This window comes from Thalassolituus pacificus, assembly GCF_025318105.1.
Lineage (GTDB): Bacteria > Pseudomonadota > Gammaproteobacteria > Pseudomonadales > Oceanobacteraceae > Venatoribacter > Venatoribacter pacificus.
The window spans coordinates 13,520-26,418 of the sequence record NZ_JAOANI010000004.1 but is presented as its reverse complement, the minus strand read 5'-3'; the positions used below and the strand labels follow the sequence as shown (position 1 = coordinate 26,418).

At 51.6% G+C, this 12,899-nt stretch carries 8 protein-coding genes and 3 tRNA genes; 6 read left to right on the top strand and 5 right to left on the bottom strand.

Annotated elements, in window-relative coordinates; all coding sequences use genetic code 11:
• Positions 1-2: 2 nt before the first annotated feature.
• Positions 3-2,318: a c-type cytochrome gene (locus tag NYR02_RS01305; RefSeq protein WP_260974593.1), complete on the bottom strand. Its 2,316-nt coding sequence runs from the start codon at positions 2,316-2,318 to the stop codon at positions 3-5.
• A gap of 417 nt (positions 2,319-2,735) precedes the next feature.
• Between NYR02_RS01305 and NYR02_RS01300 the strand changes: the two genes are divergently transcribed.
• Positions 2,736-4,619: a sensor domain-containing diguanylate cyclase gene (locus NYR02_RS01300; RefSeq protein ID WP_260974592.1), complete on the top strand. Its 1,884-nt coding sequence runs from the start codon at positions 2,736-2,738 to the stop codon at positions 4,617-4,619.
• A 105-nt stretch (positions 4,620-4,724) separates the two neighbouring features.
• Here the strand turns inward: NYR02_RS01300 and NYR02_RS01295 are convergent, their stop codons facing one another.
• From NYR02_RS01295 to NYR02_RS01280, 4 genes are all read right to left on the bottom strand, one after another.
• Positions 4,725-6,389, bottom strand: coding sequence for a methyl-accepting chemotaxis protein (locus tag NYR02_RS01295; protein WP_260974591.1), 1,665 nt, complete (start codon positions 6,387-6,389; stop codon positions 4,725-4,727).
• 374 nt (positions 6,390-6,763) lie between these two features.
• Positions 6,764-6,849 (bottom strand) — tRNA-Leu (locus NYR02_RS01290).
• A 39-nt stretch (positions 6,850-6,888) separates the two neighbouring features.
• A tRNA-Leu gene (locus NYR02_RS01285) sits at positions 6,889-6,974 on the bottom strand.
• A gap of 54 nt (positions 6,975-7,028) precedes the next feature.
• Positions 7,029-7,115 (bottom strand) — tRNA-Leu (locus NYR02_RS01280).
• A gap of 185 nt (positions 7,116-7,300) precedes the next feature.
• Between NYR02_RS01280 and queA the strand changes: the two genes are divergently transcribed.
• The 5 genes from queA (at position 7,301) to secF (ending at position 12,829) form a co-directional block, all read left to right on the top strand.
• A complete protein-coding gene (queA, locus tag NYR02_RS01275) occupies positions 7,301-8,353 on the top strand; it encodes a tRNA preQ1(34) S-adenosylmethionine ribosyltransferase-isomerase QueA (protein WP_260974590.1) in 1,053 nt (350 codons plus the stop codon).
• Positions 8,354-8,376: 23 nt separating this feature from the next.
• On the top strand, positions 8,377-9,525 hold the full coding sequence (tgt, locus tag NYR02_RS01270; protein WP_476756252.1) for a tRNA guanosine(34) transglycosylase Tgt: 1,149 nt from the start codon (positions 8,377-8,379) through the stop codon (positions 9,523-9,525).
• A 90-nt stretch (positions 9,526-9,615) separates the two neighbouring features.
• A complete protein-coding gene (gene yajC, locus NYR02_RS01265) occupies positions 9,616-9,981 on the top strand; it encodes a preprotein translocase subunit YajC (protein ID WP_260974588.1) in 366 nt (121 codons plus the stop codon).
• 74 nt (positions 9,982-10,055) lie between these two features.
• Positions 10,056-11,915, top strand: coding sequence for a protein translocase subunit SecD (gene secD / locus NYR02_RS01260; RefSeq protein ID WP_260974587.1), 1,860 nt, complete (start codon positions 10,056-10,058; stop codon positions 11,913-11,915).
• Complete coding sequence (secF, locus tag NYR02_RS01255; protein ID WP_260974586.1) at positions 11,912-12,829, top strand: protein translocase subunit SecF; 918 nt, start codon at positions 11,912-11,914, stop codon at positions 12,827-12,829. The genes secD and secF overlap by 4 nt, the downstream gene beginning before the upstream one ends.
• Positions 12,830-12,899 lie beyond the last annotated feature (70 nt).

The window sequence follows — 12,899 nt, the reverse complement described above, 5'->3', positions numbered from 1 at the left end:
CCTTATTCGTAAGCAAAGCGGTAGTCAGACAGCAGGTAGGTAATGACCGCTGTCCAGGCGCGGATGCTGTAGTTGTCATCCTGTTCAATACGCATTTCTTCCGGCAAATCGCCGTTGGTGCGGCCATCGTCCGTCCGATACCAGCGTGCGCGACATTCCCATTCCATAGACGTACCTGGGCGCGGGTCATAGTCGCGGTAATTGGCCAGCAGCTCCTGGCCCTGTGACCAGACCTGATAGTACAGGTCGTAGCTGGCCTGCAGTTCGCTGCTGTTTATATCGAGCTGTTCGCCGAGCAAGACCCAGTGCAGGTGCTGCAGATTGTGCTTGATCATGCTGACCGCTGAGGCGCTGAGTTCACCTTCGCTGTTCAGCGGCGTGGTGGTGGGTTCAACGTAACGGAACAGTTTGCGCTCGGCGGCACTGCGGGTGAAATCCAGTGCGGTGGCGCGGCAGGCCATTTCGGTGGCCATACGCTGCTGAATGGCAATGGTCAGGCCGCTGGGTTCACGGATGCGTTCAATGATGCTGTCGGAATCCATGCCGCCGTACATGATGCGGTTGTTTTCATTGCGGAATTCATCCCAGCCGAAGCCCAGAGTTGCCTGCAGTTTGCGTTGCATCTGTTCCGGACTGAGGAACTGGGTGGCGCCGATGTGTTCGTTGGCGACCAGTTTGCCGGCGTCCAGTGCTTTGGCGCGGTAGTAAGGACTCATGATGATGCCCTTTACTCCGGTTTTGATATTCCAGCCATCGGCCGCCATGGCCTGGCCGATGGTGTTGATAACGGCGCGCTGGCTGTTGTAAGCGACTTTGTCGGCATCACTGCCATTTTCGCCCGGTGATTCCAGCGGCTCCTGGCCGATGATGCCGGTATACAGTGTGCGCATGGTGGCGCGGATAAAACGTGGATCATTGGCAATTTCTTTCCCCAGCCACTGCAGCATATTGCGGAAATAACCGCTGTTACCGGACAGTGGAATGGTTTTGCCAGCCAGACCGGCGGGTTCGATATCGGAGCTGTCCCAGCGATTGCGTGAGGTGCTGCCGGTGACAATGTACTGACCGCGATCATCGTAATGCTGGAAAGCCGACGACACCGGGTCCATCACCTGATGGCAGGCATAACAGGCCGGATCAAGCAGAGTTGGATTGGCGGTGCCTGCACCGATGCCATCGCCCGGACGATCACCTTCAATTTTCAGAATGTCGGTATCCAGAAAATAGTCAAAAACAATGCGCGAGCGGTGACGGTTGCGGTTGGTGAAGGTGGTTGGATAGCGGTTTAAGAACATCGGCGAGGTCAGCACCCCGGCGTGCGGCATGCCACCCATTTCATATTCGAGGTCTTTGGTAACCCGCGCCGGGCGGAAGTCATTCGGGTCGTAATAAACTTTAACGCCGTTGGCATCACAAACTGGCTCGGCCAGGCGGTTAAAGGTCGCATTTGAATCGACCAGTGTGGCTTCGTACACCTGTTGGCTGTACCAGTTCACCATCATGTAATCGGCGCTCATGTACAGAGTATGTGGCAGGCTGTTTTTAGCGGCATAGCGCACTAATTCGAGTGGCTCGCGGGCAACGGCATCATTGGTGAGTGTGCGAACGCAGCCACGGATGCTGCTTTGCTCATCGGCGGGATAAGCATCGTTGTACCATTTGCGCTGGGGGTAATCATCCGGGTCAAGCAGGTTAATGCCGCCTTCATATTGATTGCTGCTGAGGTATTTATCGGTGAGCAGTTGCTCGTTAAACGCTTCCATTAACCACTGATAAAAGTTTTCTTCATTCATCAGCTGGTTAAGGGCGAGGCTCAAACCACTTTCGCCATTGTTTTCTACCATGGCGATTTCGCTGTCGGTGGGCAGGCGGCCAGCCAGCAGTAATGCGGCGCTGCGCAGGGTAACGGTCAGCTCGTGATTGGCAACACCTTCCAGTGTGGTGGTCGCGGCGGCGAGGTTGTAGCCATTGAAGGCGTACAGAATGTATTCCGCGGTATCGGTGGCACAGCTACCGCTGCAGCTGCCGACATTACCAATTGGCATAGTGCGGCTGATTTCATCCGCCAGAACGCTGACGGTTGAGCAGGTTGCACAAGCAACTAACGATGAACCGATCGGCGTTCCGTTACCATCGACGCCGTGACAGGAGGCGCACTGGCGCTCGTATTGACGCTGACCTTCGGGATTATAGTTGCCGATCAAGTTGCCATTGCCGCCATTAGAGGCGCCGCCAACATTACCGGAATAGTCGCTTTTACAGCCGCTCAGGGTAATGCCCAGAGACAGCAGTAACAGGAACCAGAGTGTGTGTTTCATCCTCGCCTCACTGCGTTGAATTATGCCTTCTTGTGGGCATTCTCGTTATTGTTATCCTGATCGGTCTTTTATAGCAGTGATTGGGTGAAAAAACTGTGAACAAAACGCGACTCTGATCAATCGATTCTGATGATACGGAGAATGCTTGAGTAGGTTTTGTAACGAAAAAATGTAACTTCAGGTTGTTGCGCGTGCTGGGCACTACCGGGCAGATTTAAATGGGACTTTTGTACTTTTTCTTTATGGGAATTAATCGGAGCGGATAAGCATCGGTTTGCAGTACGCCTGCTAGACTGAATTCATTAGGTGGATGGATGAATTATGGTCGAGCGGTTACTTTCGTCAGCGATTTTTGTGTGTTTAGTGTTCTTTTCTTGCCTGAGCGGAACAGTTGCCGCAGCGGATGCTGTCATTACCATGCCGGCAGGAGAGTCTTCTGTTGGTGCGGCAGAAGCGGTTGATATCCGCACGCTGACGTCGGGGCAGGATCTCGATCAGGTGTTGCAATACTATGAAGATGTTGCCGGCGATATGCAGGGAGCGCCCCCTGAGTCACTGCGCTGGCAACATCATAGGCAGCAGAGAATGTCGTTTGGCTATACCGACTCTGTTTTCTGGTTTCGTCTGGCGTTGAATAATCCGGGGGGCGAGACTGCAGAGCGTTTTCTTAACCTGGCCTATCCGGTTCTGGATCATGTGCGTGTCTACCATCGCAGTAATGGTGGTGAGTGGCAGTTGCTGGAGCTGGGTGACAAGCAGTCATTTTATCAGCGGCCGATTATTCATCGTTATTTCGTCATCCCCATTGCATTGGCTGCCGGCGATGCCGATGAATGGGTTTTTCGTGTAGAAACGTCCAGCTCAATGCAGTTTCCTCTCAGTATCTGGCAAGAGCGGGATTTTTTCGTTTATGACCAGAACCAGATAATGGGAATGGGGCTTTATTACGGCATTATGTTAATTATGGTGCTGTACAATCTGTTTATATTTCTGGCGGTACGAGAAAAAGATTACCTTTATTACGTACTGTATGTCGGCAGTATGGCGGCTTTTCTCGGCAGTCTTCAGGGGATTAATTTCCAGTATCTGTGGCCGACGGCAACGGAGTGGAATGACCAGAGTATTATTGTTTTCTTAAGCGGTGTTGTTCTGTTTGCTGCAATTTTCACCCGCAACTTTCTTAACCTGCAGGATATTAACTGGCTTAACCGTTCGTTCGGCGTGATCGTGGTCGCGTCTCTGGCGATTGTCGTGCTCAGTAATGTGATTCCTTACCACACCATGATCCGGATTCTGATCGCGACTGCGGTTGTTGGTATCGGATTGGCAATTTATGGTGGCGTATGGCGTTGGAGTCAGGGATATTCTGCGGCCCGTTATTATACCGTTGCCTGGTCGTCGATGCTGGTTGGTGGCGCTATTCTGGCAATGAATAAATTCAATATTATTCCACGTAATGTGTTTACCGAAAATATTGTTCAGTTTGGTTCTGCACTTGAAGTTATCCTGCTTTCTTTTGCCTTGGCAGATCGTCTTAATCAGGAAAAACGCGAGCGATTTGAAGCACAGATCGCCGCTTTCGAGCATGAAAAGATTGCCCGCATTGCTCAGGAAGTGGCGCTGGAACAGGAGCGTAATGCCCGTCAGGCTCAGGATAAAGCGCTGGAGCATGAGCGCGAAGCGCGGGAAGCTCAGTCCCGTGCTCTTGAAGTGCAGCGTAAAGCGACAGAAACACTGGAATTAAGAGTTAAAGAACGCACATTGGAACTGGAAAGTGCGAATCGGAAATTGGAGATTATGAGCATTACAGACCCGTTAACCAATGTCCGCAATCGCCGTTTTTTTGATCAGATTATGCAACGTGAAATGGCCCGTGCTATCCGTGAGCGTGAGCCTCTCAGTGTACTGATGCTGGATGTCGATTATTTTAAGAAGGTAAACGATGTGCATGGCCATCAGGCTGGTGATGAAATTCTGCGTATTGTCGCTCAGGCCATTCGTCAGACAGTTCATCGTAATACGGATTTAATTGCACGCTATGGCGGTGAAGAATTTATTCTGATTTTACCCAATACAGAGCTTGCCGGAGCCATGCTGGTGGCTGAGTGTCTGCGTAAAACCATTGCGAATTTGAGCTTCAGCCGCCTGGCTGAAGGCCTGGCAGTTACAGTCAGTGTTGGCGTACATGGTGATGTTCCACAATACAACGACAAGCCGGAATTATGGGTGCGCTGTGCTGATGAGGCACTTTACTATGCCAAGGCCAATGGCCGTAATCAGGTTGCGCATTATCGGGTGTGAAATAAAAAAGTATGCGCTGGCATCCTTTTTTATTTATTACCCAACAGACGTTTTATCAACCAGTGTGGTTCGTTAACCCGATTGTTCTATACCAGAAGGCTTGGTTCATTCGCTGCGATAACCAATACGGAAACCTCCCCAGTGACGGCCATTCACGTATATTGGTACCGATAAATCGTGCATAACTTCGCCGGTATCGCGTTTGTACGTTTGCAGTAAAAAGGGGCGGGTATTTGAGCCGCAGCGTGACCCGGTGCGGTCATTGAAAATACGTTTGGTGCGATTCTGTAATAAATCCTTGGCGTGATCCCCCGTCAATGGCTGACAAAAACGCTTGTTGTGTGTTGGGAAATAGCCATTAATATCAACCGCTCCGGCATAGGCGATGCTGGTGTTGCGGGTCAGAATCGGTTCCTGAATCGAGGGGAAGTTCTGATCGCTGAACTTATCATACTCAGTGGAATACTTGGTGGGGTTGGTGCCTTTAATGGGCTGATATTTAGTATCGAACACCTGCTGTTCATTGAGTGTCCCTCTTTCAATTGCCTGACTCAGTAATGCCCCGATTGCTATGGCCGCTTCGATCGCCTCATTTTTTGCGCTGTCGTGCGGTTCTCCGAGTTCGGTGTCGCCAAACGCTTCGTAAATTTTTTCGGCGGTTTCGGATAATGCCAGTGAGCGTTGGGCGATGGAGGCAATTTCTTCTTCAGTTAATTGCAGACGTTTGCTGGTTTCCTGAACAATCGATGAGATATGGCTGATATTGTGGCTGTTTTCCTGCACGCTGGAGGCGATGGTGCTGATGCTGTGTTCTATCGCTTCGGAGCGGTCGTAAATATCGTTCAGGTGGGTGCTGATGTTTTGTGTCATTTGTACGCCATGGTCAATCGTTACCGTCAGCTCTTTGCTGTTGCCGACCGCATTTTTAATCTCCAGATTAATTTGATTAACGGTATCACCAATTTGCTGTGTGGCATCGGAGGTTTTGGCGGCCAGCGCGCGTACCTCATCCGCAACAACTGCAAAGCCGCGTCCTTGTTCGCCTGCCCGTGCGGCTTCAATGGCAGCATTAAGCGCCAGCAGGTTGGTTTGTTCGGCAATGTCACTGATCACGCGGGTGACGGCTTTAATTTCTTCTGATTTTGCTTCCAGTTGTGCAATCAGTTCAGCATTGGTGTTGACCTGCTGACGCGTGCCTTCCATCTGTGGGATGGTTTCATCCACGGCTTTTTTACCGTGCGAATTAATGGTTTTGGCTTCTCCGGCTGCGCGTGCGGCCTCCTGAGTCTGGCTTACCATGTGTTCCACGGTGTCATGGATTTGTCTGGCAGAGACAACGATTTGCTCTGTGTCGGCGACTTCATCATGGATTTTGGCTTTCATCTGATCGGCTGCGTACGACATTTCAGCCGCGGCAATCGCAATCCGGCCACCGTGCCCGGATAATTTGCTTCTCAGTTCGCTGTAAATCGTCAGTTGCTGTTCAAGGCGCTGCATTTCACCTTTCAGATAAGCGGGCAGGGAGTGCCGTTTCGGGTCGTAATCACTCCCGGAATGAGTCAGGCGATGGGTTATCTGATGGCTGAGTAAAATCTGTGGGCGGATCATCATGTAATAAAGAACCGCTGTGGTAATGCCGGTGGTTGCCACAATGGCGGCGGCTTCGCGCAGTGAGATCAGGTCGGGCATGTTGATCAGCTGCGCCAGTATCAGGCTGGCTGTGCCGCTGACTGCCGCTGCGGAGAAAATTCGGGTTCCATATTTCGACATGTTGCGCTCCGGAGGGTCCATTCCATTCAGCGTAGTCAAAATCGGGGGTTGCCGTAGCAGTAAATGGTCTTAGGCGGTGATCAGTCGTATGACGGTGACGAGAAGAGGATTGGTGGAACTGTATAGAGTGTATAACGTGACTTTTCTACTTGGTTTTTAGCCGGTTTTTCTCGGATAAGTAAGAAGGTCAGACGGTAGGGCAAAAAAACAGGTAACTCAGCGAAGCTACAGGTGTTTCAGTCTTCGTATGTGTTGCTGGGTATAAGGAGATGTTTTGTTTAACAGAAATTTTTAAAAATGGACTTTTAAGAATGGATTTTTAAGAAGGGACTTTCTTTCACCTTTTTATACCTTCCGTTTGGAAAGAATAAAAATGGTGCCGAAGGAGAGACTCGAACTCTCACGAGCAAAGCTCACAGCGACCTGAACACTGCGTGTCTACCAATTTCACCACTTCGGCGTGGGTCTGTAAGTCTGAGACTTATCAGTTTCTAAATAATGGTGCCCAGGGAGAGACTCGAACTCTCACGAGCATAGCTCACAGCGACCTGAACACTGCGTGTCTACCAATTTCACCACCTGGGCATTGAGGCGCGGCATGTTACCATCTCGCACTTCATACTGACAGCATCTTTTGCTTGGTACCAGAGGCCGGACTCGAACCGGCACACCCGCAAAGGCGGGGGATTTTGAATCCCCTGCGTCTACCAATTTCGCCACTCTGGCGCGTTAGTAGCTCGTCAGTGGCGCGCATATTACCGTGATTATTTTTACTGTCAACACTTTTTTTCTAATGATTTCCTTAACTTAGCAAAGTATCTCCGGTAATCTTGCGGCTCTTTCAGCAAATACTGCAAAGCGGCTGTCTCTGTTACCAGATAATGGCTGACTGCGGCTCTTTTCGTGACTATATGAAAACCAGTGATTTCTATTTTGATCTGCCAGACGAGCTGATAGCCCGTTATCCGATGGCCGAGCGCAGCGCCTCACGTTTGTTGTGCCTTAATGGTGCAAGCGGTGAGATGGCACATAATACCTTTAAAGACCTGGCTTCTATGTTAGAGCCGGGTGACCTGCTGGTGTTTAACAACACGCGGGTGATTCCGGCCCGTCTGTTTGGCGAGAAACTGAGCGGCGGTAAGTTGGAAGCTCTTATAGAACGAGTGACCGGCGAGCACGAGGCGCTGGCTCATCTGCGCTCATCCCGCTCACCTAAGCCCGGTACCCGGATTCTGCTCGGTGGTGTTGAGGTGGAGGTTGTCGGACGCGAAGGCGCTTTGTTTCAGCTGCGCTTTCTCGACGAACGCCCACTGCTGACGATCCTCGATGACGTTGGCCATATGCCTCTGCCTCCTTATATGGAGCGTGACGATGCAGAAGAAGACCGCGAACGTTATCAGACCGTGTATGCGGCTAAACCGGGTGCGGTGGCAGCGCCAACCGCCGGTCTGCATTTTGATGAACCGCTGTTGCAGGTACTTAAAGAGAAGGGCGTAAACTTTGCCTATGTCACTTTGCACGTTGGTGCCGGTACGTTTCAGCCGGTAAAAGTCGATAATATCCACGATCACGAAATGCACGCCGAATATATTGAAGTTGGCCAGGATGTGGTGGATGCCGTCAAAGCCACCCGTGCGGCAGGCAAACGGGTGGTGGCGGTGGGTACAACATCGGTACGCAGCCTGGAGAGTGCCAGTCAGAGCGGTGAGATCGCGCCTTTTTATGATGAAAGCCGCATCTTTATCTACCCGGGTTACCGTTTCCGCAGTGTGGATGCCATGATCACCAACTTCCACCTGCCGGAATCAACCTTAATTATGCTGGTGTCGGCTTTTGCCGGCCGTGATCATACGATGGCAGCCTATGCCGAAGCCGTTGCACAGCGTTATCGTTTTTACAGTTATGGCGATGCCATGTTTTTATCCCGTCCGCAGCCAGTGCTGAACGACGCTCAACCGGAATAATGTCCATGACCCGTGAATGTTTTATGCAGTTTGAGCTGCACTCCGAGATTACCGATGGCTCCAGCCATGCGCGCCGCGGCACGATTACCTTCCCGCGCGGAAAAATTCAGACCCCGGCGTTTATGCCGGTGGGAACTTATGGCTCAGTGAAAGGCCTGAACCCGGATCAGGTTGAGGCGCTGGGTGCCGAGATTATTCTGGGCAATACCTTTCATCTGATGCTGCGTCCGGGCACGGAAGTGATTAAAGAGCACGGTGATCTGCACGATTTTATCGGCTGGGACAAACCCATCCTGACCGACTCCGGCGGCTTTCAGGTGTTCAGCCTGGGTGATATGCGCAAAATCACCGAAGAAGGGGTGGCTTTCCGCTCACCGGTGAATGGTGACAAAGTCATGATGACACCGGAAAGCTCAATGCAGGTGCAGCGTGATCTGGGCTCCGACATTGTGATGATCTTTGACGAGTGTACGCCGTATCCGGCCACCGAGAAGCAGGCTGCTGACTCCATGCGTATGTCATTGCGCTGGGCCAAGCGCTCAAAAGACGCTCACGGTGATAATCCTTCCGCGCTGTTCGGTATTATTCAGGGCGGAATGTACGAAGAGCTGCGCGATGAATCACTGGCTGGCCTGCAGGATATCGGCTTCGACGGCTACGCCATTGGTGGTCTGAGTGTGGGCGAGCCGAAGCCGGATATGATGCGTGTGCTGCGTCATGTGGCGCCGAAAATGCCGCAGGATAAACCCCGTTATCTGATGGGGGTGGGTAAGCCTGAAGATCTGGTAGAAGGCGTGCGCCGTGGCGTGGATATGTTTGACTGTGTGATGCCGACCCGTAATGCGCGCAATTCGCACCTGTTTACTTCCAAAGGCGTGCTGAAGATCCGTAATGCAGCGAATCGCAGCTATAACGGCCCGGTGGATGACGAATGCGATTGTTATACCTGCAAAAATTTCAGTCGTGCCTATCTGCACCATCTGGACAAATGCAAAGAAATTCTGGGGGCCACTTTAAATAGCATTCATAACCTCCATTATTACCAGACCCTGATGGCCGGTTTGCGCCGCTCACTGGAAGAAGGTACATTTGCCGGGTTTGTCGATGAGTTCTATGCCAAACGGGGCATGAAGACCCCGCCACTGGATGAGAACTCCGGAGCCAGGGAATAAATAACAAACATTGCCTTAATGGCGTTGTCTGTAAACATTTTGTCGTTCAGCCGTGACAAACTCACGGTAAGTAATTGGGAGACTCTCTACATGAAAGCAATTCTGGCAGCTCTGGCCTTAACTACCTCCGGTCTGGCGATGGCCGACGGTGCCGCGGCTGCACAACAGCCAATGGGAATCACCGGTCAGCTGGTATTCCTCGGCGGTTTTCTGCTGATTTTCTACTTCCTGCTGTGGCGTCCACAGAGCAAGCGTCAGAAAGAGCACAAAAATCTGATCGGTGGTCTGAGCAAAGGTGATGAAGTTGTAACCGCCGGCGGTATGCTGGGTAAAATCACCAAGGTTACCGATGACTTTGTGGTAATCGAAGTCGCTGACGGCGTGCAGTTGCCGGTGCAGAAAGTAGCCATTACGGCGGCTCTGCCAAAAGGCACCATCAAAGACGTTAAAGCTTAAGCCCCGTCTCCGGGCTCAGGACGGTCTCTCAGGAGGCCGTCTTTGTTTTCTGAATAAGGAATAAGGGCAGTTGTATGCTCAATAAATACCCGCTGTGGAAAAACCTTCTGATTGTGCTGGCGCTGATATTTGCCTGCCTTTATGCCGCACCTAACCTGTATCCACCCGATGCGGCTATTCAGGTAACGCCGGCGCGTTCCGGTGCTGAAATGTCAGAAGTGGTACTGAGTAAAGTCCGCTCTGCTATGCAGGAACGCAATATTGAATTTTTTGGTGAAGAAGTGACCGGCAGTACGGCACTGTTTCGCCTCACCAGCAACGAAAATCAGTTACCCGCCAAAGACGCCGTACAGCGTTTGCTGGGTGATGAGTTTATTGTTGCGCTGAACCTGGCCCCAACCACCCCCGACTGGCTGCTGAATATGGGCGCAGGTCCGATGACACTGGGTCTGGATCTGAGTGGCGGTGTGCACTTCCTGATGGAAGTGGATATGGATGACTACGTCAAAAGCAAAATGACGAACTATCGCGAAGAATTCCGCAATCGCCTGCGCGAAGAACAGCTGAAATATCGTCGTATTCAGATCGAAGGGCAGACCCTGCGTATCAGTTTTGTTGATGCTGAAGTACGTACTCAAGCCAACAGTTTTATTTCCCGTACGTATCCTGAGTTCCAGCAGGAAAGCGAAGACAAAGGCGAATACGCCGATGTGGTGTTAACCATCACCGAAGCGAAAATCAAAGAGTTTGAAGATTACGCCATCAAACAAAACCTCACGACCCTGCGTAACCGTGTTAACGAGCTGGGTGTCGCAGAGCCTCTGGTTCAGCGTCAGGGCCGTAACCGTATCGTGGTTGAGTTGCCAGGTGTGCAGGACACGGCTGAAGCAAAGAAAATTCTGGGCAAGGCCGCTAACCTCGAATTCCGTCTGGAAGCTGAGCCGGGTGCCAGTCGTTTCCAGACCGAAGAATACGCTTTCCGCAATGAACAGTTCCGCACTGCACGTCTGGAAAAAGCCATCATCGCGACCGGCGACAGCGTGACCAATGCGCAGCCATCTTTCGATGAAAACGGTTTCCCGCAGGTGAACATTGACCTCGATGCCAAAGGCGGCGCGATGATGACTCAGGTCACCCGCAAAGCCGTGAAGCGTCGTATGGCCGTGCTGTTTGTTGAGCGCAAACCGAAAACGACTTACGAAAAAATCGATGGCGTTGAAGTTCCGAAAACCATTCAGATTGTGGAAAAATCCATTATCTCGCTGGCGACCATTCAAAGCACGCTGGGCAACAGCTTCCGCATTACCGGTCTGGAATCAGCCGAAGCCTCTGAGCTGGCGCTGCTGCTGCGTGCCGGTGCTCTGGCGGCCCCCATGTACTTCGTAGAAGAGCGCACCGTTGGCCCAAGCCTGGGTAAAGAAAATATCGAAATGGGTATTAACTCAGTTGTGCTGGGTCTGGCATTGGTACTGGTGCTGATGGCGGTGTATTACCGACTGTTTGGTCTGGTTGCCAACGTTGCCCTGTTGGCCAATATCGTCATTCTGATTGCTTTGATGTCAATGATTGGTGCCACGTTAACGCTGCCGGGTATTGCCGGTATCGTATTAACCGTGGGCATGGCGGTGGATGCCAACGTCCTGATTTTTGCCAGGATACGTGAAGAGTTGGGCAATGGCCGCTCGCCGCAACAGGCGATTCATGAAGGTTATAATCGTGCCTTTGTTACCATTTTCGATGCCAACCTGACCACCTTGATCGTGGCGGTGATTTTGTTTGCGGTGGGTACCGGTCCGGTTAAAGGATTCGCGGTCACATTGTCGTTCGGTATCATCACCTCGATGTTTACCGCCATTGTTCTGACCCGCGCCATCATCAACTGGATTTACGGTGGCCGCCGTATTGAAACCCTGTCTATCGGAGGTCAGTCATGATTGGGGCGACCAACTTTAACTTTATGCGTCTGCGTCATGCAGCCAGCATTCTGTCCATTATTCTGATTGTGATCTCCATTGGTGCTATCGCAACCCGTGGCCTGAATCTGGGTCTGGATTTTACCGGCGGTACGCTGCTCGAAGTTCAGTATGAAACACCGGAATCCATCGAGCGTATCTCAACGGCACTGGAAAATGCCGGATACCGTGACGTAACGGTTCAGCATTTTGGTGCAGAAACCGATGTATTAGTGCGTATGTCAGAAGCCTTCCGTGACAATCTGGGCGCAGAAGTTCTGAATGTTCTGCAGACCCAGAGTGCCGAGAACAAACTGACACTGATGCGCAGTGAATTTGTGGGTGCGCAGGTCGGTGAAGAATTACGTGACCAGGGTGGTCTGGCCTTATTACTGGCGCTGTTTGTGGTGATGATTTACGTTGCCGCACGTTTCCAGTTTAAATTTTCGGTCGGCGCTGTAGTGGCCTTGTTTCACGACGTGATCATCATCATCGGCCTGTTCTCACTGTTCCAGTGGGAATTTGACCTCACGGTAATGGCCGCGCTGCTGGCGGTGATTGGTTACTCGCTGAACGATACCATCGTGGTCGCTGACCATATCCGCGAAAACTTCCGCATGCTGCGCCGTGGCGATTCAGAAGAGGTGATCAACTATTCGATCAACCAGACTCTGGGTCGTACAATCATGACCTCCTTAACCACGGCGTTGGTGTTGTTTGCTCTGATGATTGTCGGTGGCGATCTGATTCACAACTTCGCCTTGGCGCTGATGATTGGTGTGGTGGTGGGTACATATTCATCGGTATTCGTTGCCTCCAGCTTATTGCTGCTGATGAACATCAGCCGCGAAGATCTGATGCCGCCGGAAGTGGAAGAAGTGGACGACCGTCCCTGATTGATGGCCTCCTGCCTTAAAAACGCATCGCCTGGCGATGCGTTTTTTTTATCTTTTAATCACGTTTAAT

Bases quoted from the DNA above. Each gene is read 5' to 3' on its own strand.
- NYR02_RS01305 (WP_260974593.1), bottom strand. From the start codon at position 2,318: ATGAAACACACACTCTGGTTCCTGTTACTGCTGTCTCTGGGCATTACC.
- NYR02_RS01300 (WP_260974592.1), top strand. From the start codon at position 2,736: ATGCCGGCAGGAGAGTCTTCTGTTGGTGCGGCAGAAGCGGTTGATATC.
- NYR02_RS01295 (WP_260974591.1), bottom strand. From the start codon at position 6,389: ATGTCGAAATATGGAACCCGAATTTTCTCCGCAGCGGCAGTCAGCGGC.
- queA (WP_260974590.1), top strand. From the start codon at position 7,301: ATGAAAACCAGTGATTTCTATTTTGATCTGCCAGACGAGCTGATAGCC.
- tgt (WP_476756252.1), top strand. From the start codon at position 8,377: ATGCAGTTTGAGCTGCACTCCGAGATTACCGATGGCTCCAGCCATGCG.
- yajC (WP_260974588.1), top strand. From the start codon at position 9,616: ATGAAAGCAATTCTGGCAGCTCTGGCCTTAACTACCTCCGGTCTGGCG.
- secD (WP_260974587.1), top strand. From the start codon at position 10,056: ATGCTCAATAAATACCCGCTGTGGAAAAACCTTCTGATTGTGCTGGCG.
- secF (WP_260974586.1), top strand. From the start codon at position 11,912: ATGATTGGGGCGACCAACTTTAACTTTATGCGTCTGCGTCATGCAGCC.